20 protein-coding genes and 3 pseudogenes are annotated in these 25,365 nt (G+C 69.5%); 11 read left to right on the forward strand and 12 right to left on the reverse strand.

Annotation, left to right across the window (positions count from 1 at the left end; translation table 11 throughout):
- Window positions 1-192 precede the first annotated feature (192 nt).
- Window positions 193-489: pseudogene (locus tag ACZ4N5_RS24370) on the forward strand (alpha/beta hydrolase); the annotation flags it as partial.
- On the opposite strand, the gene ACZ4N5_RS24375 reads toward ACZ4N5_RS24370, so the two are convergent.
- The 9 genes and pseudogenes from ACZ4N5_RS24375 to ACZ4N5_RS24415 form a co-directional block, all read right to left on the reverse strand.
- Window positions 429-1,697: a PP2C family protein-serine/threonine phosphatase gene (locus ACZ4N5_RS24375; RefSeq protein WP_467759172.1), complete on the reverse strand. Its 1,269-nt coding sequence runs from the start codon at window positions 1,695-1,697 to the stop codon at window positions 429-431. The pseudogene ACZ4N5_RS24370 and the gene ACZ4N5_RS24375 overlap by 61 nt on opposite strands.
- 35 nt (window positions 1,698-1,732) lie before the next feature.
- Window positions 1,733-3,889: a SpoIIE family protein phosphatase gene (locus tag ACZ4N5_RS24380; protein WP_467759216.1), complete on the reverse strand. Its 2,157-nt coding sequence runs from the start codon at window positions 3,887-3,889 to the stop codon at window positions 1,733-1,735.
- 90 nt (window positions 3,890-3,979) lie between these two features.
- Window positions 3,980-4,156, reverse strand: a pseudogene (locus ACZ4N5_RS24385) (PAS domain-containing protein); the annotation flags it as partial.
- A 768-nt stretch (window positions 4,157-4,924) separates the two neighbouring features.
- A complete protein-coding gene (locus ACZ4N5_RS24390; RefSeq protein WP_467759173.1) occupies window positions 4,925-5,272 on the reverse strand; it encodes a pyridoxamine 5'-phosphate oxidase family protein in 348 nt (115 codons plus the stop codon).
- Between the two features lie 665 nt (window positions 5,273-5,937).
- Window positions 5,938-6,165 (reverse strand): IS3 family transposase, encoded by a 228-nt coding sequence (locus tag ACZ4N5_RS24395; protein WP_467759217.1) that lies wholly within the window; start codon window positions 6,163-6,165, stop codon window positions 5,938-5,940.
- A 1-nt stretch (window position 6,166) separates the two neighbouring features.
- Entirely contained in the window at window positions 6,167-6,844 is a 678-nt protein-coding gene (locus tag ACZ4N5_RS24400; RefSeq protein WP_467759174.1) for a transposase, read from the reverse strand.
- A gap of 249 nt (window positions 6,845-7,093) precedes the next feature.
- The gene (locus ACZ4N5_RS24405) at window positions 7,094-7,738 is read right to left on the reverse strand and encodes an IS3 family transposase (protein ID WP_467759175.1); all 645 of its coding nucleotides are present in this window, start codon (window positions 7,736-7,738) and stop codon (window positions 7,094-7,096) included.
- Window positions 7,735-8,064: a transposase gene (locus ACZ4N5_RS24410; RefSeq protein WP_467759176.1), complete on the reverse strand. Its 330-nt coding sequence runs from the start codon at window positions 8,062-8,064 to the stop codon at window positions 7,735-7,737. The genes ACZ4N5_RS24405 and ACZ4N5_RS24410 overlap by 4 nt, the downstream gene beginning before the upstream one ends.
- A gap of 56 nt (window positions 8,065-8,120) precedes the next feature.
- The gene (locus ACZ4N5_RS24415; protein WP_467759177.1) at window positions 8,121-8,780 is read right to left on the reverse strand and encodes a TetR/AcrR family transcriptional regulator; all 660 of its coding nucleotides are present in this window, start codon (window positions 8,778-8,780) and stop codon (window positions 8,121-8,123) included.
- Window positions 8,781-8,935: 155 nt separating this feature from the next.
- On the opposite strand from ACZ4N5_RS24415, the gene ACZ4N5_RS24420 reads away from it, so the two are divergent.
- The 6 genes and pseudogenes from ACZ4N5_RS24420 to ACZ4N5_RS24445 form a co-directional block, all read left to right on the forward strand.
- Window positions 8,936-9,889, forward strand: a complete 954-nt coding sequence (locus tag ACZ4N5_RS24420) for a fumarylacetoacetate hydrolase family protein (protein ID WP_467759178.1) — start codon at window positions 8,936-8,938, stop codon at window positions 9,887-9,889.
- Between the two features lie 95 nt (window positions 9,890-9,984).
- Window positions 9,985-11,922, forward strand: coding sequence for an acyl-CoA synthetase (locus ACZ4N5_RS24425; protein WP_467759179.1), 1,938 nt, complete (start codon window positions 9,985-9,987; stop codon window positions 11,920-11,922).
- A complete protein-coding gene (locus ACZ4N5_RS24430) occupies window positions 11,919-12,269 on the forward strand; it encodes a DoxX family protein (protein ID WP_467759180.1) in 351 nt (116 codons plus the stop codon). Before ACZ4N5_RS24425 ends, ACZ4N5_RS24430 begins: the two co-directional genes overlap by 4 nt.
- Before the next feature lie 498 nt (window positions 12,270-12,767).
- Entirely contained in the window at window positions 12,768-14,534 is a 1,767-nt protein-coding gene (locus ACZ4N5_RS24435; RefSeq protein ID WP_467759181.1) for an FAD-dependent monooxygenase, read from the forward strand.
- 153 nt (window positions 14,535-14,687) lie between these two features.
- Window positions 14,688-15,842, forward strand: coding sequence for a VOC family protein (locus ACZ4N5_RS24440; protein WP_467759182.1), 1,155 nt, complete (start codon window positions 14,688-14,690; stop codon window positions 15,840-15,842).
- Between the two features lie 339 nt (window positions 15,843-16,181).
- Window positions 16,182-16,367 (forward strand): annotated as a pseudogene (locus tag ACZ4N5_RS24445) (FAD-dependent oxidoreductase); the annotation flags it as partial.
- 59 nt (window positions 16,368-16,426) lie between these two features.
- Here the strand turns inward: ACZ4N5_RS24445 and ACZ4N5_RS24450 are convergent.
- From ACZ4N5_RS24450 to ACZ4N5_RS24460, 3 genes are all read right to left on the reverse strand, one after another.
- Window positions 16,427-18,787, reverse strand: a complete 2,361-nt coding sequence (locus ACZ4N5_RS24450; RefSeq protein WP_467759218.1) for a SpoIIE family protein phosphatase — start codon at window positions 18,785-18,787, stop codon at window positions 16,427-16,429.
- Window positions 18,788-19,034: 247 nt separating this feature from the next.
- The gene (locus ACZ4N5_RS24455; RefSeq protein WP_467759183.1) at window positions 19,035-19,910 is read right to left on the reverse strand and encodes a lysylphosphatidylglycerol synthase transmembrane domain-containing protein; all 876 of its coding nucleotides are present in this window, start codon (window positions 19,908-19,910) and stop codon (window positions 19,035-19,037) included.
- A gap of 63 nt (window positions 19,911-19,973) precedes the next feature.
- Window positions 19,974-20,738 (reverse strand): hypothetical protein, encoded by a 765-nt coding sequence (locus ACZ4N5_RS24460; protein ID WP_467759184.1) that lies wholly within the window; start codon window positions 20,736-20,738, stop codon window positions 19,974-19,976.
- Window positions 20,739-21,438: 700 nt separating this feature from the next.
- On the opposite strand from ACZ4N5_RS24460, the gene ACZ4N5_RS24465 reads away from it, so the two are divergent.
- The 4 genes from ACZ4N5_RS24465 (at window position 21,439) to ACZ4N5_RS24480 (ending at window position 25,195) form a co-directional block, all read left to right on the forward strand.
- Window positions 21,439-21,864, forward strand: a complete 426-nt coding sequence (locus tag ACZ4N5_RS24465; RefSeq protein ID WP_467759185.1) for a hypothetical protein — start codon at window positions 21,439-21,441, stop codon at window positions 21,862-21,864.
- Window positions 21,865-22,400: 536 nt separating this feature from the next.
- Window positions 22,401-23,033: a TetR/AcrR family transcriptional regulator gene (locus ACZ4N5_RS24470; protein ID WP_467759219.1), complete on the forward strand. Its 633-nt coding sequence runs from the start codon at window positions 22,401-22,403 to the stop codon at window positions 23,031-23,033.
- Between the two features lie 530 nt (window positions 23,034-23,563).
- A complete protein-coding gene (locus tag ACZ4N5_RS24475) occupies window positions 23,564-24,529 on the forward strand; it encodes a diacylglycerol/lipid kinase family protein (protein WP_467759186.1) in 966 nt (321 codons plus the stop codon).
- 462 nt (window positions 24,530-24,991) lie between these two features.
- Window positions 24,992-25,195, forward strand: coding sequence for a cold-shock protein (locus ACZ4N5_RS24480; RefSeq protein WP_261703049.1), 204 nt, complete (start codon window positions 24,992-24,994; stop codon window positions 25,193-25,195).
- The last annotated feature ends 170 nt before the right edge of the window (window positions 25,196-25,365 follow it).

Consider the following 25,365-nt stretch of genomic DNA (forward strand, 5'->3'; position numbering starts at 1 on the left):
GGCAGGAAAAAGGGTTGGGCGGGACGATGCCCGGGTTGGTAGCTTGCAGCACGCCGTGACGTCGTGCGAGGAGGTGAGACCCATGAACGCTGTATGCATGTGGGTGCTCCCCCTGTTGGTCACGGTCAGGCCCTTGACGTAGGTGTCGCTGGGAGCGCCTCGACAACCAGGCACTCCCGAAAGCCAAGACCTATGCATTCTCTGCAGTTCACTGCCCAGTCGTCGTCGAACGGCATGATCGAGCGCGACTTCATCGTGGGCGGGATCCCCGGCGTCCTGTGGTCTCCGGCCTCCGGCATCGATCGGGCACCCCTGGTACTCATGGGGCACGGTGGCGGTACGCACAAGAAGGCACCGGCCATGGCAGGCCGGGCACAGCGCCTCGTGTCAGGCTGTGGCTTCCACGTCGCCGTCATCGACGCGCCCGGTCACGGAGACCGGCCGCGCACGGCGCACGACGAGCGGGAGATCGCCGAGCTGTTCCGGGCGTGGAGCACGGCCGCCGCGGCTCCGGCGTGGGCGTGGCGGCCGTCGTGGTGGGGGCCGTGCCAGTGGAGGCACAGCACCGTGGCGTCGTCGGGCAGGTGGCCGCCGCAGGCGTCGGTAACCGCTGCTGTCAGGACGCGCACGACCTCGCGGGGATGTTCGGAGGCGGTCTCGCGCATGAGGCCGGGCAGGTCGACGGACTCGGCTTGTCGTTCCTGCATGCCGTCGCTGTGGAGCAGGAGCCGGTCACCGGGGCGCAGGTCGAGGAACTGTACGTGGTACGGGGTGGGTCCGGGGGCGCCGAAGAGCAGGTCGACGTCCAGGCGCACCTCGTTCACCGTGCCGTCGCGCAGGAGCAGCGGCCAGGGGTGTCCGGCGTTGACGAGCTGTGCGCCGGTCCCGTCCAGGGCGATGCGCAGGAGCTGGCCGGTGGCCATGGTGTGGTGGCCGTGGTCGAGGAGAGCCTGGTGGATCCGGCGGGCCTGCTCGGTCAGGCTGGCGCCGTCGCGACGAGCGCCCCGTGAGGCATTGACCAGGAGGGTGGCCATGAGTGCGGCGTCGACGTCGTGGCCCATGGCATCGGTGACGGAAAGATGCAGGGTGTCGTGGTCGAGGGCGTAGTCGTAGGTGTCCCCGGCGGCGTCGTCGGCCGGGACCAGGCACGCGGCGAGCACGAACTGTGCGGCTTCGCAGGAGGGCGCGTCGGGCAGGAGCTGGCGCTGGATCTCGGCGGCCAGGCTGAGAGGGGTAGCGCGCTGACCCCACCGGTAGAGGTCGGTGAAGCGGCGGTCGGTGACGATGATGTACGCCAGCGCGTGCGCGGCCTTGCCAACCTCGTCCAGGATCTCCTGGCTGACGTGCGGCAGGGACAACTCCAGGACGCCGATGGTGTCACCGCGGTTGGTCACCGGGGCGAACACCCGCTTTCCGTGCCCGGCGTCGGGGGCCTGCACCAGCTCCTGGGTGCGCAGCACCTGGTCGTAGACGCTGCCGGCCAGCTGGATCTGATCGGCGTCGTGGCCGGCCCGCGGGGCGATCCCCCCGTCGACCCGCACCATCTGCCGGCCAGCGACGCCGACGAACAGGAACGACACCGCCCGCGCGTCGAACCGGTCGCGTAGATTGCGCGCCACCACAGCGAGAGACGCCCCCGGCGCTGCGTCCTCCGCAGCGGCGAGCACCTCGGCCAGCCCGAAGGGGTCACCCGGCATCCTTGCCTCCGCTCATGCGAATGGGCGCGCTCCGGTCACGATCGCTCGGGCTGCTGGACATCGTGTTGCGAGAGGGCCTGCTCAGTCCAGATGATCTTGCCGAAGCGCGTGTACCGGGTGCCCCAGTGCTGAGCGAGCCGGGCGACGATGAACAGTCCACGGCCGCCTTCGTCGAGGGTACGAGCATGGCGGAGATGCGGCGCGGCTGGGCTGGCGTCCGAGACCTCACAGGTGAGGACCCGGTCTTTGATGAGGCGCAGTTGCACAGGTGGTGTGCCGTAGCGGAGGGCGTTGGTGACCAGCTCACTGACGATGATCTCGGTGGCGAGAGAATTGCCGGTCAAGTTCCAGTCGGCGAGTTGCCGCACCGCTCGGTCACGGGCTGAGGCCACCTCCTCAGGATGTGGGGGAATGGTCCAGGTAACGACCTGGTCCTCGTTGAGAATCCGGGTACGGGCCAGCAGGAGGACGGCATCGGCCTCGGGGCGCTGGGCGGCCTGGATGGCGTAGACAGCGTCGTCGCGCAGCTCGCTCAAGGGTCGGTCGCGGTGGGACAGCACCTGGCGAAACCGGTCCCGGGCCGTTTTCAGGGAGGTGGTGCGAGTGGCTTGCAGGAACCCGTCGTTATACAGCGCGATGATGCTGCCTGGGGCAAGCAGCATCCGTGCGGCGACGAACGGCTCCTCCTCGTCGCCCAAAGATGGGCCACGAGGCACGTCGGGGACCTCGCTGGTGCCGTCCGGATGGACGAGCACCGGAGGCGGATAGCCCGCACTTGCCATGACGCAGTCACCGGTGAGCGGGTCGTACACCACGTACGCGCACGTGGCTCTCAGCGGTTCGTCGCGCAGCGGGTCCGCAGGCGGCAACGCGGACCGTTCCGCTGCCAGACGGATCACGGTGTCATTGAGGCGGGCGAGGAGTTCGTCAGGATCCAGCTCTAGTGCGGCGAGGGCGTTGATCGCGGTGCGCAGTTGCCCCATGGTGGTGGCGGTGTGGATGCCATGTCCCGCCACGTCGCCCACGGTGAGGGCGAGTCGGGCGCTGGACAGCGGAATGGCGTCGAACCAGCCTCCGCTCACCTCTGCGGGCCTGTGGAAATGGGCGACCTCGGCAGCCGTCTGAGAGGCGTGGCCCTGCGGCAGAAGGTGGCGTTGCAGGGTGAGGGCGATGGTGTGCTCGTGGGTGAACCGGCGGGCGTTGTCCAGGCACACAGCGGTGAGTGTTACCAGTTCGCCGACGAGAACCAGGTCGTCGGCAGTGAACGGGTCGGTCCGGGTGGAGCGGTAGAAGCTGGCCATGCCGAGCACGGTTCCGCGCAGCACGACGGGTGCGACGATCATGCACCGGACTCCAGCCTCGCGCAGCGCACGTCCCCGTTCCGGGTCCGCGGCCAGCCACGGGGTGTTCTTGTCCAGAGTGATCAGACGGGGCTCGAGGTCGTTGAGGCTCTGTGTGTATGGCGTGGGGAAGGGAAACCTGCTTGTCTCTCCGCCCGAAGACGCTCGCGGGTGGGCTGTTGCCGGCTTGTATGCGGCGCGCCGCATAGGCTCGTCACCGATGAGCGGCCCCAGTGGGGGTTCGTTCCCGCGAACCACCGCGTCCAGGACATCCACCACCGCAGTGTCCGCGAACTCCGGTACGGCCACGTCCGCGAGTTCGCGGCAGGTCGTGATCACGTCGAGAGACCTGCCGATCTTCTTTCGGGCCGCCTCGCGCACGGTTGCGCGTGCCCGCCCTCGCTCACGCTCGGTGACGTCGGTCAGGGAGGCCACAGCGCCCAGAACCTGACCGTTCTCATCCTGGAGGCGGAACACGGAAACCGAGTAGATGTGCTCGGGACCGGCCTCGGCGGGCGGGCGGCCCCGCACAAGACGGTCAAGGGCCGGTACGCCGGTGCTCAGCACGGCGCGGGCCATCGCCTCCACGCCCTCGGGGTCAGCCATATTCAAGGCCTCGGTCACCGGATGACCGAGCAGGCCGTCGGCCGCGGTGCCACGCATTCCCGCGGAGGCAGTGTTGATGCGTTGGATGCGCAGGTCCGCATCCACGACCAACAGCCCAGTCGGCGCCTGCGTGAACAGGACCTCCAACAGCGCTGTTCCGACCTCGTCGCCGAGTTCGCCGCCGTGGTTCCCGGCCGCCCACACCCCCCAGGCCACTGTGCCGTCGGCACGGATCAGCGGCTGCACTCGGAGATCAGTGCCTGCTGCCGCGCCGGACCCATGCGGGCCGCATCCCCGCCGCATGGGGTCATCTGTCCGGCCCGCTGCCTCGGTGACGAGGGTCGTGGCTGGGCGCCCCACGGCGTCGGAGGCAGCCGTGCCGAGCAAACTTTCGGCTTCTCGGCTCCACGTCACCACCACACCGTTCGCGCTCACCACGAACAGGGGATCTCGATGCCTCACAGGCAGGTCACCTCCGCTGAACGATCCGGCTCCCTGACCACACTGGCTCATCGATCGCGGCTGCCACACCGCCGCCTCCCGCTGCACAACAGTGCCCGGGTACTCCAGCCTGCCCCCAGCCGTTGCAGCGCGCCAACCGTCCCCTGAGCAGGTCTGCCGTACCTATCCCACCCGCGGGAGATAGGTACGTCGGAGCTCGGCATCGAGACGATGGCGCGCGTCGCCATCGAGCGGGGCCTGCCCTTCGCCTGGATGGCCGCCAGCGCCAGCTACGGCAAGGGCCCCGCCCTGCGCACCTTCCTGCATGAGCGCCCTGCCCGAGGTGATGAGGGCCGGTCACGCTGCCGGTGGCCGGCCCGCCCGGTAAGCCAGACCGGACGCATCCGTCCCGACGCCCACATCCTTCACCTGGAAGTACGCACCTGGCGCCCATGCTGAGCCTGCCGCACATTCGTGCAGCCGCGAAGGAAGCACTGCAACAGGTGATAGGCAGGTCGTAGGCCGCTGAAGCGCTTTGTGTTGGCGCTGCACGGTAGTCCTGCTCCCACCCGGGCCCTACCCGAACCGCTTGCCGTGACCGATCTTGCATCACGGCGCCTAGCCCCATCCTCCGCACGTGGCACGTTCGGGTGATCGGGTGGTATGACTGCCGCTTCGGGGGTGGAAGTCCGTTCGGGTGGGGTGTGCCGATATCTCGTGTGCGTTGTTCCCGGGTTCAACGTCCCCGCATGGTGGTGGAGTTGGCTCCTGTGGTGGAGAAGCGTCTGGGTGCTCTGCCTGCCTCTGCCGAGTTTCTGCGCCGACTGGACGTGGCCGAGATCATCGACGAGTTGTGTTCGTGAGCCGGATTCCGGTGACCACTTCGGGGTGGATGCGGACAGCGAGGTCCATGGCCTGGTCCACCCAGGGCTGCAGATGCTGCTGGTAGTGCTCCAGTTCGGTGGGGTCGGTGACCAGGCCGGCATAGCCGGTGGCGATCACGCTCCAGCCGGTTTGGGTGTCGGGGTCGATGACGTCGGCTTCGTAGGCGACCACGACACCTGGAGCCGGGCTGTTCTGGACGTGGGCTGCGAGGGCGGCACCGTGGTGGGTGCGGACGATGATGTCGCCGCCGAGCACGATGTGGTTGACCGGGCGGATGGCTGGCAGCGCGTGCTGGGTGAACACGATCCGCCCCAGCGAGACGGTGCCCAGCAGGTGCAGAGCGCCTCGGCAGGAGCAAGTTCGAGGGTGCGGCGGCTCGGGGTGGGGGTGTCCGGGTTCCAGGGGCGGACCGGTTCCCCGCTCATTGGGCGTTCCACAGCGGCTGTTCCGGCATGGTCACGTGTCCTTTGCACAGGTCACAGCGGGTGCAGACATGATCAGTAGACGGGTCCGAGCAGTGTGGCGTTAGGGCCGTTCGGCCCTTACTGGGAGGGATTCGGGCCCGGTTCGCCCTGGCTCACGGACGCCACTGCTCGCGCCACCGCTGCAGTTCATAGGGCACCGCGAGAGCGCGGAGGGAGACCTCAGCGAAGATCACCCCGAGTGGCAGTCCGGGTCCTGCGGGTCTTCGCCAAGGATCCGCTGTTCGCACCCGTGCAGGACCCGTTGCAGGGCGTGGACGCGGGAGGCCTGCCTCAGGAACCAGGGCCGGGTGTCACCTGGCACCTGTCCGCTCGGCCTTCGACTGCGAGATCGGCATCCCAGCCCCCAGATCCGTGGGAGCTGCTTTCGCAGCAGCTATCGCTGGAGCAGCTTCGCCACCCGCTGATAGGACTCAAGTCGTTGCTGTTCCCGGGCGGCGCGGACGTCCGGATCGGGTGTCAATCCCCTCGAGCCGTGGAGATCTTTCAAGCGGCCAACTCCACTGTGGGGTCGGTCTGATGGTCTTGTTCGTAGTCGGTCGGGCTCCGGTATCCGCACACGTTGTGTAGCCGACGGGTGTTGTAGAAGCCGGTGATCCAGGTGGCGATCTTCAGCCGGGCCTCGGTGCGGGTGGTGAAGGTGCGCCGGTGGACGTATTCGACCTTGAGCACGCTGTTGAACGCCTCGCTGACGGCGTTGATGCCCCTATGGATGTCAAGCGGCGTCTCGGGCTGGTTCCGTGGGCTGTGCCGCGGTGTTTGCGGGGACGATGTGCCGGTAGATCTCTCGTGCGACGTACCGTTTCAGGCAGCGGATGATCTCGCGTTTGGTCTTGCCCTCCGCGAGACGTCGCCGCAGGTAGTCCTGGGAAGGGCCCGCCCAGCGCAGGCGGCTGAGGACGATCCGGTAGAGAGCGGCGTTGGCCTGGCGGTCGCCGCCGCGGTTGAGTCTGCGGCGCTGAGTCTTGCCGGAGGATGCCTCGACCGGGCTGGTGCCACACAGGGCGGCGAAGGATGCCTCGCTGTCGAGGCGTTCAGGGTTGTCACCGGCCGAGATGAGCAGGGCTGCCGCGGTGTCCGGGCCGACGCCGTGCACGTCGAGCAGACCCGGAGTTCTCGCTTGGATCGCTACCTCGAGGATCTCGATGCCTGCCAGCTGCAGGTGGCGCAGAAGTCCGGCGCCGTAGGAGCCGGTGCCCTCGATGCCGATGCGGCGCACGTCGCCGAAGGTGCGCATCCAGGCAAGCAGCGCGCGGTAGCCGGCCCGGGTCGTGGAGAACGCTTCGGTGTCCAGCACATGGTCGTCGGTGCCGATCACAGCGGCGACGTGCAGGTCCTTGTGGGTGTCCACGCCCCCGATGGCGACGCGGGAGACGGGTGGAATGCTGGCCATGTCGGCCTCCTCGCAGAAGATGAGCGCGGTGGGTCAGCGCGCGTTCACCGAGGCGGCGGACAAGACAGTGATGGGACCTTGGCCAGGCTCTCCTTAAGTCACTCCCGTCGGCGAGGCGAGCGCCTCGCCGGGATGCTCCCGGGCCACCGACAAGTCCGAGGAAGGACAGTGCCGTCGATCGGAGTGCGGGTCAGGAGGCCGCGAGAGCATCCCGGCACCGGCATCCTGGCGCGTCCGTCGCTGTGCGAGTCAAGAAGCCCGGGACATCCGGTACTTCACATACTCACTGTCGCTGTGGAAGATGACGCCCTTGACGTCGCCGCCACGGGTGGCCGCGGCCATGTTCAAGGACGCAACGACGAGTTCTGCGTCGTGACGTGCACCCATCGCGTAGCCGAGCAGGCGGCGCGAGAACGGGTCGATGACGGTGGCCAGATACAGCTTGCCCTCACCGGTGGCGATCTCTGTCATGTCGCCGCACCACACCTGGTCCGGAGCGTCGGCGGTGAAGTCGCGGCGGACAAAGTCCGCGAACGCGGGCCGTTTGCCGGGGCGGGTCAGCCCGCCCCGTCGGCGGATCTTCCGTCCGGCCAGGCCGAGTTCGGCCATGAGACGCGCGACGGTGTTCACCGAGACGCGCCAGCCGGCGCGGATCAGGAGGAGCCAGACCTTCGGAGAACCGTAGGTGCCGCCGGAGTTCTCGAAGATCTGCCGGATCGCGTCGGCCAGCTGTCCTCGCCGCACTTCACGAGCGGTGGTGGGCTTGTCGCGCCACTTGTAGAACCAGGACTCCGACACTCCCAGAACCCGGCAGGCCAGGCGGTGCGGGACGTGGTGCTCGGTCCTCTGGTTACCGATGAACGCGGCCAGGGCGGCCGGGTCCGTTTCGGTCACTTCACCCAGAGGACCATGCATCGCTTGAGGACGTCACGCTCCATCTCCAGCTCGCGGATCCGCTTGTTCTTCTCCGCCGCATCCCGCCGCAGCCGCTCCAGCTCGGCCCGCTCGGCTTCGCGCAGCCGCCCGCCCGGTACGGGCTCGGCAGGCTGGTCGGACGACGCCGACCCGTTGCGCCGCCACCGTGACACCCAGCTGTGCAGCGTGCCGGAATGCACACCGAGCTCCTCGGCGACCTCCGGGATCGGCCTGCCCGTCTCGATCACAATGCGTACAGCACCCTCACGAAACTCAGGCGTGTACGTCCGTTGCTTGGACCCCATGAACCCCAACTTCCCCTGCACTCACGGACTCCACGCTAGGAGGGGAGGGACATAGGTCAGGTCGCGGGCAGCGATGGCAGGGGCCGACTGGCGATCTCCTGTGCTTCGGCGCGTGTCATACCGAACATGCGCAGCAGGCGAGTGGCCAGTTGATCGGAAACATGCTCGGCATCGAGGTCCGGGCGGGTCTCCAGCAGGTGGAGTACTCCGAGCAGGGCGCCGCCGACCATGGCCACGGCGGTGTGCGGGTCGTCGATGTCCAGCCGTCCGTTGTCGGCGGCGGCCTGCAGGTCACGCATCGCTCGCGGGGCCAGGCCGCTGCCGGAGGTCAGGTAGGGCATGCCGGTGCGGACGAGGATCCTGGCGATCTGTGTGTGGGTGCGCTGTAGCCGGCCGGTCAGCCGGACGCTGGCGGCGAAGATCTCCGCGGGGTCCTTCAGGTCTCCCACGACGGATTCCAGGAGTGCGCCGTGTTCCTCCAGGGTGAGGGCGACGGCGGCGTCGAACAGCTCGTCCTTGCTGGTGAAGTGGTTGTAGAAGGAGCCGAAGCCGACGTCCGCCGCCTCGGTGATCTCCTGGATGCTCACGTCGGTCCGCCCCTGCTCGGCGAGAAACCCCTGCGCGGCGGCGATCAGGGCGGCCCGGGTACGCGCCTTGCGCCGGTCGAGGCGGTTGGGCGTCCGGCTGTTGGCCTGGCCCTGTCGGTCGATGCTCATCTCTCCATCTTATGCGATAAATCAGTTCTGATTATTACATCACCACTGATGGCTATTGACGAGAGTGTCATCTGGGCTGATTCTCTCATCACTACTGACTGGAGTTGCTCGCGGGAGCGGTCCGGTCGACGCCTGTACAGGACTCAGGAGAGCCGATGAGTATCCAGGTCGTCCGCACCACAGACGGCTGGTGGGTGGGGAGCGGCACGGGACGGCTGCACCGCGTCGACACCGATGCGGACACCACGGCCGGCCTGCTCGCCGACCGCTTGGCCGTGCAGGAGGCGGCTGCCCGCGCTGCGGCCGACCCCGACGCCGGGCTTTCCGTTGGAGAAGCCGAGCTGCTGTCGCCGGTCACCGCCCCGTGCCGGGTGGTGGCGCAGATGGTCAACTACCGTTCCCACGCGGTGGATTCCGGGTTCGACCCGGACACCGTCCCGCCCGCGTTCTTCCGCAAGGCGTCGGGGTCCGTCAGCGGCCCGTACCAGGACATCGTGCGGCCGCCGCACGTGCGCTTCCTGGACTACGAGGTGGAACTCGGGCTGGTGATGGGTGCGGACCTGCCGGTCGGCACCGAGGTCACCGACGCTGCCCTGTCCAAGTACGTCGCCGCGCTGGTCGTCGCCAACGACGTCAGCGCCCGCGACCTGCAACTGCCCAAGACCCAGTTCTACGAGTCCAAGTCGTACCCCACCTTCACCCCGCTGGGTCCCCGGCTGCTCCTGGTCGATGCCGACGATCTGGCCCGCCTGCCGGACCTGCGGCTCACGCTGAAGGTCAACGGGGCCACCCGGCAGGACCGCACCACCACGGACATGATCGTCCGACCCGCGCGCGCCCTGAGCCTGCTGGCCCGCTTCCAGACGCTGCAGCCCGGTGACGTCCTGCTCACCGGAACGCCCGGCGGCACCGCCCTGAGATCTCCGGGCAGGCTCCTGACCACGGTGGCCGCCCTGCTGCCCCCGCACAAGCGCTGGCAGAAGTTCTTCGCCCGGCAGCAGGCGAACCCCGACTACCTCAAGGACGGCGACGTCGTCACGGCCCGGATCGCGACCGATGACGGCGTACTCGATCTCGGCGAGCAGCGCACGGTGGTGCGCGCCCGCTGACGACTCCCGGGACCCCCGCCCGGGATCGGCCGGCCCGGCACCCCCGTACCGGGTCGGCCACTTGACCCCATCCCTCACCCTGCAAAGGCGCACCGGTGACATTCACACCCACCGATCTGCTGTGGCCCGCTCACGACACCTCACCGGACCTGTCCGCGATCGAGGCCGTCCCGCTACATGAGCGTGGCCTGCCCGCCACCACCTACGACACCATGCTGCGCGCCGCCCGCCTGTGGCCCGACCGCCCGGCCCTGACGGTGCTGCCCGACGCCGCGCGCTTTCTCCGTCCCGCCACCGTGACCTTCGCGCAGCTGCGCGACCAGGTGCACCGCACCGCCAACCTGCTGCACTCTCTCGGCGTCACCCGCCGCGCCGCCGTGGGTCTGCTCTCGCCGAACACGTCGGAGCTGCCCGGCGCGCTGCTGGCCGCGCAGGCCGCGGGCATCGCCGCGCCGGTGAACCCGGTCCTGGCGTCCGAGCACGTCGAGCAGTTGCTGCGGCGCGGCGGCGCGCGGGTGCTCATTGCTGCCGGTCCGCAGCTGGATGCGCAGGTGTGGGCCACGGCCCGACAGGTCGCCGCGACTCTGCGGCTGGACGCGTTGCTGGCCCTGGCCCCCACCACGACCGAGGGCCCCGCGCCCGTTCTGGAACCGATCGAGGGCGTGCGCGTGGGCTACCTCGCGGAGCTGGCCGCGTCCCATCCCGCCGACCGGCTGGTGGACATCGATCCCCCGGCCGCCGACGACCTGGCCGCCTACTTCCACACCGGCGGCACCACCGGCACTCCCAAGCTCGCCGCGCACACGCACACCAACGAGGTCGTCGACGCCTGGATGGTGGCCGCGAGCATCCCCCTCGACGAGGACGCGGTGATGTTCGCGGCGCTGCCGCTGTTCCACGTCAACGCCCTGATCGTCACCCTGATCGGCCCGCTGCTCCGCGGCCGGCAGGTGGTGTGGGCCGGGCCGTTGGGCTACCGCGATCCCGAGCTGTATCCGGTGTTCTGGAAGCTGGTGGAGCACTACCGCATCGCCGCCATGTCCGGCGTGCCCACCGTGTACTCCGTCCTCGCCCATGTCCCCGTCGACGCGGACATCTCCAGCATGCGGTTCGCCGCCGTCGGCGCCTCCCCGCTGCCGCCCGCCGTACGGGCGTCCTTCGAGGAGCACACCGGCGTCCCGCTGTGCGAGGGCTACGGGCTGACCGAGGCGACCTGCGCCTCCGCCCTCGGCCTGCCCGGTCACACCCGCCCCGGCAGCATCGGCCGGCGCCTGCCCTACCAGCAGGTCAAGACTGTGCGGATCGACCCGGACACCGGCGAGTGGCACGACCTGCCGCCGGGCGCCACCGGGGTGCTCGCCGTCAGTGGGCCGGTGGTCTTCGCCGGGTACGTTGCCGAGCGCACAGCCGACGAGCCTCGCCTAGAAACCGCCGGGAAGATCCGCGACGGCTGGCTGGACACGGGCGACCTGGCCCGTATCGACGCCGACGGCTTCATCCATCTCGCTGGCCGCGCCAAGGATCTGATCATCCGCGGGGGCCACAACATCGACCCCGCCGGGATCGAGGACGCCCTCCTCGCCCACCCGGAGGTCACCGCCGCCGCGGCGGTCGGCCGCCCCGACCCGCACGCTGGCGAGGTGCCCGTCGCCTACGTCACCCTCGCCCCCGGCGCCGAGGCCGACTCCGCCGAGCTGCTCACCTGGGCCACCGAACGGGTCCCCGAACGCGCCGCCGCCCCGCGCGAGGTGCTCCTGATCGACGCCATCCCGCTCACCGCCGTCGGCAAGCCCTACAAGCTCGGCCTGCGCCTGGACGCCACCCGCCGCGCGGTCCACGCCGAACTGGCCGCCCAGGGCGCGGACTGCGACCCGGAACGCATCCTGTGCCGACCGTACGACGGCAGTGTCCGCGTCACGGTGCCCGCCCTTGCCGACGAGGCGGTGCGGCGCAGGGTCACCGCGGCCCTCGACCGGTACGTCCTGCACTGGCAGTACGCCCCCAGCAAGCCACCTGAGAGAGAAATCCCATGAGCACCACCGCCATCGTCCTCGCCGTCTTCCTGGCCGGGATCTTCCTCCTGCTTGGGTCGGCCAAGCTCGCGGCAGTCCCCGCGATGCGCCTGGCCGCGGCCCACGTCGGCATGACCACCACCCACTACCGCCTGCTGGGTGCTCTGGAGGTGGCGGCAGCGGCCGGTCTGCTGCTCGGCCTGCGGATCACCGCGCTCGGTGCCGCCGCCTCGACGGGCCTGATCCTGCTTATGGCCGGAGCCGTCGTCGTCCACCTGCGCAGCGGCGATCCGGCGGCCCGCTGCCTGCCGGCCGTCGTCGTGGGTGCCTTTGCTGGCGCTCACCTCGTCGTGCTGGCCGGCGGCTAGCCGACCGCACACCCTGCGCCGACGTTCGGCGTGTCGCCGTGACCGTCCAGCCGCCGCCCGGGACCCGAGGAGCATCACGATGAGCCGCATCGACGTCCGCCAGCATCTGCCGCCCCGCACCTCCATGCGGTGGCCGACCTAGCACAGCGTCCACACTCACGGCCGCCGCCGCGGGCCGCCTTCCATTCGTACGGCGCCCACCGCATCTCCACCGCCTTGGCCGCCGAGGCCCGGAACGGCCTCTGATTCGACACCGCCGGTTTCCAGCAGCCCCTCCGTGCTGTTCCGGGCGGCCGACGTGCGCCCGCCGCGACGGGCGCCTTTCGCAACCGACCAGCCTTTCGCATCCGTACTCGCCGCCGCTCACTCAACCCGCGAGCCGGATCGGCGCCCCGCCTCGATCAATCGACCGGGGAAACGCCCTTGGCGCTCTTCCCCTGCCTCTCCTGAGCCGTCCCCACCCCATGGCCCCGAGCCGTGACACCCCATGGAGTACCCATGAACGACATCGACGTCCCCGTCCTCATCGTCGGCGGAGGCGGTGCGGGGCTCACCGCCTCCATGCTGCTCAGCCACATGGGCATCGAGTCCCTGCTGGTCACCGCCTGGCCCAGCACCTCCGTCCTGCCCAAGGCCCACGTCCTCAACCAGCGCGCCATGGAGGTCATGCGCGACGTCGACACGGCCGACACCATCTACGCCGCCTCCACCCCGGCCGAGCAGATGTCCCACACCGCCTGGTACGTCGGCCTGGCCGGCGACCACGAGGACTATGGCCGCAGGGTCGCCAGGACGGAGGCGTGGGGAGCCGGCGGGCACTCTCCGGAGTGGCTCGCGGCCAGCCCCGAGCGACAGGCCAACCTGCCCCAGATCCGCCTGGAGCCGGTCCTGCGCGCCCGCGCCGAAGAACTCGCGCCCGGCAGGGTCCGCTTCCACCACGAGCTGACCGGACTCGCCCAGGACGACGAGGGCGTCACCGCCACCGTCACCGACCGCGACACCGGCGAGACCTACCGGGTGCGGGCCCGCTACCTGCTGGGCTGCGACGGCGGCCGCACCGTCGGACCCGCCGTGGGAATCGCCCAGGAGGGCGTGCGCAACCTCGCCCGCGTGGTCTCCTTCCACATCTGCGCCGACCTCTCCCGCTGGGCGCGCGACCCGGACGTGCTGATCCGCTGGCTGTGGCTGCCCGACCTCGGCATCCCCGGCGTGCTCGTGCCCATGGGCCCCGACCACTGGGGACCGGAGTCCGAGGAATGGGTCTTCCACCTCAACTACGGGCCCGAGGACGGCCGCGCGCTGGACGACGAGTCCGTCCTGGCCGACCTGCGCACCGGACTGGGCCTGAGCGAGGAGGACCTGACGGTTCACATGATCTCCCGCTGGACCCTGGAGGGCGTGGTCGCCGACCGCTACCGCGCCGGCCGCGTCCTGATCGCCGGCGACGCCGCCCACCGCCACCCGCCCACCGGCGGCCTCGGCCTGACCTCCGCCATGCACGACGTCCAGAACCTCACCTGGAAGCTCGCCGCCGTCCTCGACGGCCATGCCGACGACGCCCTGCTCGACACCTACGAGGCCGAACGGCGCCCGGCGGACGCCACCAACGTCCAGCGCTCGCTGGAGAACGCCATGAACCACATCGCCATCAACGCCCTCTTCGGCGGCGGGCCCGAGGCCGGCGAGGAGGAGAACTGGCGGCAGGCCCGCCGCCTGTGGAGCGAGGACCCCGCCGACGCCGACTTCCGCCGCACCTTCCTCGCTGCCGTGGCCGCCCAGTCCATGGAGTTCAACGAACTGGGCGTCGAGTTCGGCTACACGTACGACTCCGCGGCCATCGTCCCCGACGGCACTCCCGCACCCGAGAACCCCGACCCGGTCCGCATCTACCGGCCCGCCGCCCGTCCCGGACACCCGCTGCCGCACGCCTGGCTGGAGGACCTCGACGGAAACCGCGTGGCCCTGGCCCGCCTGGTCCGCCCCGGCCGCTTCCTGCTGATCGCCGGAGAAGACGGCCGGGCCTGGTGCGAAGCCGCCGAGAAGATCGCCGCGGAGAGGGGGCTGACGCTGGACGCCATCCGGGTCGGTCACCTCGAGGGCGACTACCGGGACCTGCGCTCCACCTGGACCGCCGCCCGAGGCCACACACCGCAAGGCGCCGTCCTCGTGCGCCCGGACCGCTTCATCGGCTGGCGGGCCCACGACGCGGCCACCGACCCGGTCGCCGAACTCACCACCGCACTGGACACCCTGCTCGCACGGTAGGAACCGCTCAACTGCCGTGCCACCCGGCCTGCCGATCACCGCCGCAGTCGGCGGGCCGGGCTCCCAACCCTCACCCCCGCCTCGCCTCCGGGGCACCGCGGCACCCGCCCCGCCATCGCGACAGGTCGTGGAGGCCACAGGAAGGAATCCCCCGTGAACGACCCGACATTCACCCCCGTCCCTACTGCAGACGCCCATCAGGGCCTGCACAGCGAGCAGGGAGCCCTGCGCGGTGAGCACCCCGGCCGGGCGGCCCAGCCCGTCATCAAGGTGGTTGACCTGGCCTGGCTGGAGTTCACCAAGCCCGACCTGGACCGGGCCGAGACCTTCGCCCACGACTTCGGCTTCATCACCGCTGCGCGTACCGATGACACCCTCTATCTGCAAGGCGGCATAGCCGGACCGCACTGCTTGGTGATCCGCCGCGGCCCCGCTTCACGGTTCATCGGCCCCGCGTTCCAGGCCGCCGACGCCGCCGACCTCGACCGGCTGGCCCGCGCCACCGGCCACAAGGTCCGGCCTCTCACCGAGTTCGGCGGCGGCCGCGCCGTGGACCTGCTCGACCCGTCCGGCATCCCGGTCCGCGTCGTGCACGGCGTCACCGAGCAGCCCGCGCGACCGCTGCAACAGCCCCTGGTCCTCAACACGGGTACCCCGACCGGCGCCGCCGCTCGCATCAACGCCACCCAGCGCCCGCCCCGCAAACCCTCCCAGGTGCAGCGCCTGGGCCACGTGGTGCTCTCCACCCGGGTCTTCCGGCGGGCCTTGGACTGGTACCTGCAGCACCTCGGCCTGATCGTCAGCGACTTCCTCTACCTGGACGGGCAGCGCGACCGCGGCCCCACCATGGCTTTCATCCGCTGCGACCGCGGCGACGAGCCCGCCGACCACCACACCCTGGCCATGCACCTCGGCCCCGACACGGGCTATGTCCACTCCGCCTATCAAGTCGCCGATCTTGATGCGCTCGCCGCCGGCGGCGAGTACCTGCGCGAGCGCGGCTACCACCACTCCTGGGGCATCGGCCGGCACATCCAGGGCAGCCAGATCTTCGACTACTGGCGCGACCCCGACCGCTTCATGCTGGAGCACTACGCCGACGGCGACGTCTTCGACAGCACGCTGGAACCCGGCTGGGCCGCGATGTCCGCCTCCGGCCTGTCCCAGTGGGGCCCGCCCGCCACCCGGGACTTCCTCGGCACCTCCCCCTCACCGGGGGCGCTCCTCCAGGCGATCTCCGCGCTGCGCGAGGACAACGAAATCGACCGCGCCCGTCTGCTCGGTCTGATGAAAGCCCTGAGCAATTGAATCCTCCCCCAGCTGAAGCAGGGGGATTCCTGGCTCACGCTGCCTGCGGGTCAGCGACCCAACAGGTCTTCCGCGATCAACACCAGCCGGGTTAAAACCAGCCCGGTTTGATCCAGCAAAGCTTGGAGGCGCATGTGCTGTCCTGGCTCTCGATCAGCACGGTGTGCACGCTTGGTTCTCGCACCACACGGCGCGCAGCCTACCCAATCAGGTGGACGGTGTTTCGCCCTGAGGGCGAACACCCTTTCCTGCCCTGCTCCGCAGGAGTCCGATTCTCCCCCGCAAGCGGGAGGTACCCCCACCCCGGCCTGAAGGCCGGGGCATCCTCGGAGGAACCCGGTGACCGCCACCACCCCTGAGCGCGTGCCCGTCGTGGTGATCGGTGCCGGGCCCACCGGGCTGACCGTCGCCACCCTCCTCGCCCGCCACGGCGTGCCCGTCCTGGTCCTGGAGCGTCACCGCGCCCCGTACCCGTTGCCGCGCGCCGTCCACCTGGACGACGAGGTGCACCGCATCCTCCAGGCGCGCTCTCATACCTCTCCCCGATGGAGTTCGAACAGCACCACCACAGGACAGCTAAACTCTCACTCGCAGCATGAACCCTGTGTCCACACTCCGGGGGTCACCTCAGGGAGCGCCTGTTCCGCCCAGACTGCCTTGCCATCGGGCGTGTACCGCGTACCCCAGTTCTGGGCCAGCTGGGCGACGATGAACAGCCCGCGCCCGCCTTCATCGATGGTCCGCGCATGGCGCAGGCGCGGTGTGGCGGGGCTGGTGTCGTGGACCTCGCAGGTGAGGGCGCGGTCCTTGATCAGGCGCAGGCTCAGCGGTGCGCTGCCGTAACGGACGGCGTTGGTGACGAGTTCACTGACGATCAGTTCGGTCGCATAAGCCACATCCTCGTCCACGCCCCAGTCGGTGAGCCGCATGTGAGCGTGGGTGCGCGCTGTGGCCGCGGCTGTGGGGTCCTGGTCCAGAGGCCAGGTGGCGACGTGATCGGCGGGGAAGGTGTGGGTGCGGGCGAGCAGGAGGATGGCGTCGCCGGGACCGGTGTTGCCCTGTAGGCGATAGAGAACCTCGTCGCACAGGTCCTGCAGCGGCCGGGCAGGTGCCTCAAGCGCCTGGAGGAGAGCGTCCGGTGTACGGGTGGAGGAGGACGTCGGAAGGATGGCGGGGGTACAGAGAGCGAGGACGTCGCCTTCGGAGAGGGTGACGCCGGTGTTGGCGAAGGGCGGTCCCGCAGTGCTGCCCAGCGGGGGTCCGCCGCCGCTGGAGTCGAGCCGTTCGGTCGAGCCGTCGGGGTGGGCGATCACGGGCGGGGGCTGACCGGCGCGGGCGATGGTGCAAGCGCGGGCGATGGGGTCGTAGACCGCATACACGCAATGCGCGGTGAGCCCTTCGCGGCGCAAAGGGTCGCCGGGTGGGCGAGCGGCACGTTCCTGGGCGAGAAACAGGGCGGCGTCGTTGAGCCGCGCGAGCAGTTCGTCGGGCTCCAGGTCTAGCGCGGCCAGTGAGTGCAGGACCGTCCGTAGCTGCCCCATGGTCGTGGCGGCGTGGAGGCCTTGCCCGCTGACATCGCCGACTACGAGCGCGGTGCGGGCGCCGGGCAGGTCGAAGGTGTCGTACCAGCCACCTCCGCCCCGGTCGCCGAGCGCCACGAGATGGGCGGTTTCGACCGCGGTCTGTGAGGAGGGGCGTGACGGCAGCAAGCGGCGCTGGAGAGTCAGGGCGATGGTGTGTTCGCGGGTGTAGCGCCGCGCGACGTCGAGACTCAAAGCGGTATGAGAAGCCAGACCGAGGGTGAGCTGGACATCGTCCTCGGTGTACGGGTCGGCCTCCTTGGTGCGGTACAGACTCAGCAGTCCGAGGACTGTCCCCCGCAGCACCAGGGGCGCGGTGAGGAGTACGTGGGCACCGGATGCGCGGATGGCCTGCGCACGCGCGGGGTCGGCTGCGAACCACGGTGTGTCGGCATCCAGAAGGACGAGGCGCGGCTCGAGATCGGTCAAGGCCTGCGCATAAGGCGTCGGATACGTCACGCTGCGCACGTCCCCGACCGGATGCGCCTGGGCCTGATTGGCCCCGCCGCCGACCCGCGCAGCGACACGGCGGAGGGGCACATCCCGCTCCAGGGGACCCAGCGGGGGTTCCTCCCCGCGCACAACGGCGTCCACCACCTCCACCACGGCGACATCGGCGAAATCTGGCACGAGGCAGTCCACCAGCTCCTGGCAGGTGGTCACGAGGTCCAGGCTGCGGCCGACCTGGTCGCGCACTGTCCGGAGGACACCGATGCGGCGACGATCTTTCTCACGGGCAGTGACGTCGAGGATCACCGCCAGCGCTCCCAGGACGTGCCCGTCCGGATCATCAAGCCGGAATGCCGAAACCGAGAACACGTATTCCGGCCCAGGGGCATGCCTGGCGCGCACGCGTACCAGGCGCTCGCGGGCGGGTGCGCCGCTTTCCAGCACGGTGCGGAGCATGGCGTCATTCCCGGCCGGGTCCGACAGGTTGTACACGTCGGTGAGGTGACGGCCCACGAGCTGTTCGGGAGACTCGTCGCCCAGGATCGGTGGGTTGACGGTGGCCCGCACAATGCGCAATTCCTGGTCCAGGACATGCAGGCCCATGGGCGATTGAGCAGAGAGCGCGCCCAGCAGGGCCGCACCGACCGCCGACGAGACGGACGCGTCCGCCTGCGCCTGAAACACCGCCCAGTCCACCGAACCATCAGCGCGTAGCAGCGGCCGTACCCGTAGTTCCACACGTGACTCAGCGCTATTCCCCCGCAGTCGTGAGACCACGCGGCGGGTAGAGGCTGTCCCCGTCCGGCTGACCACACGGTCGACCGGCTGCCCCACCACCTCGGCTGCGGTGCACCCCAGCAGCTCCTCCGCCTCGCGGCTCCACTGCACCACTGTCCCACCGCTATTGATCACCATAAGGGAGGCCTCGCGCGTCACAGGCCATCACCTCCACTCCCAGCCTCCTCCTAGTTGCCACCGTGTGCCTTCGATGCTGGAAGGGCGTGCGGGGCGGACTGGGCCTGCCAGTGGCAGCAACGGCAATGGGCGGTCGAGAACGCCAGGGGCTGGGGACGCCATGTGGCCCGAGTTGCGCCGTGCCGAATCAGTGCACACTGTGCCCGTGGGCGTCGTAGGTGTACGTGAGCCACCGCGTGGGGCAGCGTCAGACGTAGCCCTTGCGCTGCACGAGGCCCAGGGCCAGGGCGCCCAGCGGGACATTCAGCCAGAACGTGAACAGCCGGTAGACGAGCACGGCCGAGGTGGCTGCGCCGGCCGCCACGCCGAGCGCGGTCAGCCCGGCGATGAGGCCGGCTTCGAGGGCGCCCAGTCCACCGGGGACGGGAGCCGCGTTGGCGACGAGGCGTGCCGCCATGTAGACGGCGCCGGCCTGGGCGAAGGGAAGATCGCCGCCGAACGCGTGCACGCTCAGCGCGAGTCCGACGACCTGGATGAGAGGCAGGCCGAGCGCGCCGGTGACGAGGAGGGCCAGCTTGGCGGGGTCGGACGCAATCCCGGTCAGGGTCGACCCGGCCGCGCGTAGGAACGGCCACACCTTCTCGCGCAGGAACCGTCGGCCTGGTGGGGTGACACCGAGCAGACCCCCGGCCGCGAGGGTCAGGGCGATAGCCGGCAGCACATGCCGGCCAGCGGGCAAATGCAGGTGCACTCCGGCGTGGTGCCGTCCGGCCCAGGCGAAGAACCCGGCGGCGAGCACGGCGTTAGCAACGGCGCCGGCCAGGCTCTGCAGCCCCACGGAGGCCGTGGCGGCCCCGGTCTCGATCCCCGTCTTCTGCAGGTACCGCAGGTTGAGCGCCATGCCGCCGACGTTGCTCGGGGTGATCCGGTTCAGGAACGAGCTGGCGAACTGCACCTCGTACGTGGGGCCGAATGGCAGCCTGGCCGGAATGGTGCCCATTTGCAGGCAGGTCGAGAACGCCTGGGAGATGAAGGTAACGGGCAGTACGGCGAGCACCCACCACCAGTTGGCGTCGTGCAACGCGGTGAGCACCGCCGGGGCGTTCGCCAACTGCGGCAGCACCAGGTGGAGGACGAGGAACGCGCCGAGGTCAGGTCGGATTGCGTGTCGAGAGCGTCAGCCAGTTCACGCAGCTGACGGGCGTGGTGCGAGAGATCGGGCGTCGTACAGGCGGGCCCGGTCCAGGGCCTGGGCGATCAGTGCACTGAAAGAGGTGAGGGTGAGGCGTTCCGCCGGGGTGAAGGGGTGGGGCTGGTCGTAGCCGAGCACGCAGGCGCCGACGGGGTCCACCGTGCTCGTAGTCCGGCTCGTCCAGCCAGGGCAGGACCTTCCACGGCCGGGCGGCCAGCAGGCGCGGGATGCTCTCGCCACGAGCTCGGCCGCGGTGCGGTCGACGAAGGTGATCCGTCCGTCCGGGGCCAGGGCGCAGCCGCCCTCGGGGAGGCGGGTGACGAAGTCCACCGCGGCGCGAGCCTCGGCCGGGCCCGTGGAATCACGGCGCGGTCGGGTCAGGTAGCGGGGCTCGGGCGGGGACACGAGGCGGTATCCGGCTTCGGCGGCGCTCTCGAGCAGCCTGGCCAGGCGGTCGCCAGCGGCGCCGATCCCCTTGCGCTCGGCACGGCTGAGCTCAGGCGGTCTTCCATGGGGCCATTCCAGCACCAGGACGCCCCACACGGCGGTACCGGTGGGGAGCGGGGCGAACGCCGCAGCACGCGGATGCGGGAAGAGCATGACGATCTGCGGATAGCGGCGTGCGTACTCCTCGCCCGAACCGATCCATACCGGGCGCCGCTCGCGTACCGCCTCGACCCTCGGATTCGGAATCGCGGAGGTAAGCCTCAGGCACAGCGGCTTGACCCATTCCGGGGACGCTCCGCTGTGCACTTCCATGCTCAGGACTTCACTGCCGGGCTCCATCAAGAAGATCGCACCCAGAGGTGGGCGCCCAGACGCTCCATGGTCCGGACGAGGGTCTGGTCCAGCAGCTCCCGCACGGCGGCCTGCTCCAGGTCCTCGACGGTGTGATCCGCCATGGCCACTCCAGCACAGCAAGGACTTTATCTGCAGAATATGCCGATATACCCCTCAGTCTCCGGCTGTGTCGTACGGAGGTGACGGCTGGTTCCGGACGGCGTCCGAACCGGTGGAGGATCTGTCACGTTTGGCGGGCGCTCGGGTGCGCCGAGCGGTCGTTCCCGGCCAGCGAACAGGGGGATCTGCCAGCCTGGTCCTCTGGCTTCCATCAGCCGGGCGAAAGGCCAACCGCAGCGGCGAGAGCGGGTGCGGTGACGGCCGGATCTCGCAAGATGCGGCGTGATGCCCACCAGGATCAGGGAGCGGTTCCGGCCGAGCACGGCGGCGGCTTGCTCGCGGACTGCGGGCACGCCGGCGCAGTCCAGGCGCCGTCCGCCGGTGGCCGCGTTCCGCCTTGACGGAAGCGTGGATTGCGGCGGTGGTCGCTGCTGGTAGTGAGGTTCTTCCGGTAGCCCGACCAGCATGGGAACGGACTCCTGTAGCCCGAATGGCGGCCTCCTGACGTATGTGCTGGAGTTGATAAGAGCCCTTTTGCGAGCAGTGGAAAGGCAGGGCCATGACGGAGACGACGGACCACATCACCCAATTGACGGAGCGGGCGAAGCACGCGCAAGAGCAGGTGCAAAGCGCCATCACCAAGAACCGGGAGCAGTTGTCGGCTGCGGTCGAACAGGCTCAGCAGGAGGCGGAGCAGCGTGCAGGGGAACTCCGCGGTGAGGCAGCCGAACAGAAGGCCGCTGCCGCTGCGTCACTGGAAGAGGCAAGGAACAAATGGCAGGAGCATGTAGCGACGGCCAAGATTCGTTTCCAGGAGCGCAAGGCCGAGCATGACGTGAAGCGCGCCGGGCACAACGCGGAGGATGCTGAGCACTATGCGTCGTTCGCGATCGACTACGCCGTCTCAGCGATCCTGGAGGCGGAATCCGCTTCATTGGAAGCGTTGCTGGCCCGTGCGGAGGCCGAAGCCCTGGCCAGCAGGTAGGCAGGATTCGTGCGCACCGGCATGCACTGCGTGACTCCCCGAGCCGCCCGGCCCCGCAGACGGTGCGTGACCTGCAGGCTGCGGCTGACAGTGGACGGTTGGACATCGACGACCCGCGGGCCGCTGTGGATATGGCTGGGGTGCTCTGCTCGGAGTGCTCCACCGGGTGGAGATCCGCCCCGGCCTGAACGCCGAGCCGCCCACCTTCTGCACTTGTTCGGCCTCCCCGCGCAAAAGCACAGGAGAACGCCACCCTGCCGTTGCCCGTCCTGCCTGCGGCCTGACCGGTCAAGCCTGGATATGCCTCGGCCCAGGGAGCGTTCGACGAGCGCAAACTGAGCTGCGATCCGAGCCGCCTGGATCGTTTCCTCTCCCAGATGGGGGGAGGGGGGCGGCGCCCCAAAGAGATGAACATGCGGTACTGGCCGCCCACCGCCCCTGCCGCCAGGGCCATCCCCCTCATCGCCTCGAGCGGATCAGCACCTGCGGCGAACGTCTTCTGAAGCGCTTGACATGCTCCCTGCGTCAGGTCGGCGATCAGCGCTTTCCGGAGGGACGTACCACTCACCAAGGACGGCATCTGCACCAAGGCACTGGAACTCATCGACGCCGACGGGGTCGATGCACTGACCATGCGTAGACTCGCGGCGGCACTGGACGCGAACCCGATGTCGCTGTACCACCACGTGCCGAACAAGGACGCCGTGCTGCGCGGCGTGACCGAACGCGTCGGCTCGCAGTTCCGTACGCCGGAGCGGGAGGATGCCCCCTGGCAGGACCGGCTACGTCAACTGTCACTGGACTTCCGCACGCTGGCGCACCGTCACCCCAAGCTGATGGGGTATTCCTTCGGGCGCGCCGACTTCATCCAGCCGGACGACCCGTTCTGGCGTGGACTCACCGAGGCACTCGCCGCCGCCGAACTGCCCACCCCGGACATCCCGCGCGTCGCCGCCACCCTGCGTGCCGTGTTCACGGGTCTGCTGGCCAGCGAACTGACAGGAGCGCTGCAACGGTGGAGCACCTTCCCGCCAGCAGCAGTTGACCCTGGCGGGGTTGAGGCACCCGCACCCTCGAACGATGTGATCGACACAATGTTCAGCGGTGCGCTGGACGCGGTGATCGCGGGCCTGGAAGCCCACCCGGCGCGAACCCGCACAACGGGATGACAGAGGAGAGGCAGCCGCGTGGCTTCGAAATCAGCCTCCCTCTCGTGGCCCCGCAGCACCGGGCCACTCGATGAAGTGGCAACGACCGCCGTCAGAACCATCGTCGGAGCGCGGACTGGGCGCTGCTCGCGGCCAGGACGCCCATCACGACGGCACTCGCTCGCTTCTCCGGCACCCGGCAGCAATCAGGGCGGCAATGACGATAGGGACGGCGTCACCCCCCGCCCTTGACACTCCCTGGCAGGGCGACCGTCAGCGCTTCCAGACCGCTGCCGAGCGCCATGGGGCGGCAAGTGGGATGGAAAACCCCCTCCCGCTCAACCCGGTTGAGAATGTCCGCCGCCCACTCGCCCAGGCTCCGGGAGAGCTTGCCGGGCCGCGCGATCCGGGGCGTGATCTCGAGGCAGTCCCGGACGCGGCACGAGCGGTCGCGCCTGGCCAGCGGAGGGAACCTGCGTCTGCCACTCTGGTCGTATGGGGTCCAATCGGTCAGTCGGCAACCGACCTGGACGGCGAAAGCGGGTGCGGTGATGGCGGGAGCCAAGGCGCGTCCCCGGGCGGTGGTCGTGATGAATCCACACTCGGGCGGAGGCAAAACTGCCCGTTTCGACCTGATCAACCTGGCTCAGGGTATGGGCGCACAGGCCTGGTCGACCAGTGCCGAGCACGACGCGACGGCACTCGCCAGGCTCGCGGTCCAGGAAGGGGCTGAGGTACTGGGAGTCGCGGGCGGAGACGGAACGGTATCGGCAGTGGCCGCAGTGGCCGCCGCCACGGACCGGCCGTTGCTCGTGGTCCCGGCCGGCACCCGGAACCACTTCGCCCGGGATCTTGGGCTCGACATCCGCAACCCAGCGTCCTCACTGAGCGCCCTGATCGATGGCCTACCCACCCGTGTGGACTTCGGCTTCGTAGGCCCGCACGCCTTCGTCAACAACGTCTCATTCGGCCTGTACGCCGACGCCCTGCTGGAGCCCGGGTACCGGGAGGACAAGGCGCATACCTTCGCTACGGTCGCCCCCGATTACTTCACAGGAAGACAATGCGTCGAGGCCGACGTGGAGACCCCGCGCGGAACCGTCCGACTCCCGCAAGTTGTGCTGGTCTCCAACAACCCTTACCACATCGCCACTCCGCGCTATTTGGGGCGCCGCTTCACACTCACCTCAGGACTGCTCGGCGGCATCGTACTCAAGCGCCCGACCGACACGCCGCCGGACCTCCTCCGGCACCTTCGAGGTGAGCTGCTGCGGCAGCAACCCGGCCCAGGTACACCGGGTGATGCAGCCATCGCCTGGACGGCGGCCGGCGTCACGTTGCACGGCCAGGCGCGGCAACTGCACGCAGGGATCGACGGCGAACCCGTGACGCTTCCTCTTCCCGTCACATGCGAGGTTCGGCCAGGTGGACTGCAAGTGCTGCTGCCCAGAGACCGACCAGGAATCCCACGGGAGCCGGTGCCCCCGCCGCTCCCAAGAGCACCGCGTGACCAGTGAGAACCTCGAACTCACTACCGGTAGACGATGCCCTTGTACGTGGTGCGGAAGACGAGCAGTGTCCAGAACTGGGCTGTGTCGCCGTAGGGAGGCATGGAGTAGGTGGGCAGGGCGCCGCCCGTACGACGTCACACTCTCCAGTTGCCACCCCTGTCCCTCGACACTCGAGCGCAGCGGACAGTAGATGCTCTGCCGCCCCGTGCGGGGTTTCGGGATGAGGTGAGTGTGCTCGCCGGCGTCGGCGGCCGTCGTACACCCGGTCCCGGCGTGTGGCCTGATTGTTTCCTCTGGTGACAGGGTGTGTGGGCGTGTAGCGTCTGCGTCAGCTGTCGTGGTTCGGAGTTCCCCTTTGCCCACGCCTTTGGTGTGGGCTTTTTGCTGTGCTGTGCCGCAGGGACCAGGGCGATCACCTCCGCCTTCCGCAAGCTGTGGGAGGCGTTCATCGACTGGAAGGCATGAGACATGGCTACGGGAACTGTGAAGTGGTTCAACGCGGAGAAGGGTTTCGGGTTCATTGCCCAGGACGGGGGCGGTCCGGACGTCTTCGCGCACTACTCCGCGATCAACTCCGCGGGCTTTCGTGAGCTGCAGGAGGGCCAGATCGTGACGTTCGATGTCACCCAGGGCCAGAAGGGCCCGCAGGCCGAGAACATCAACCCGGCCTGACCTTTCCCTCTCTCTCCTGCCCGCGGGCGCCGCGGTCGGCAAGCACGGCTGCCTCATACAGCCGCACCGCCCGACCCGAAACAATGGGCGCCTGGGCTTGGCGGGGGCGTCGGTGGGATCTGAGATGCACGGATCAGGGCTGCGCAGTTGCTGCGCGGCCCTGATCCGTG

Source organism: Streptomyces sp. NPDC026500 (assembly GCF_055567635.1).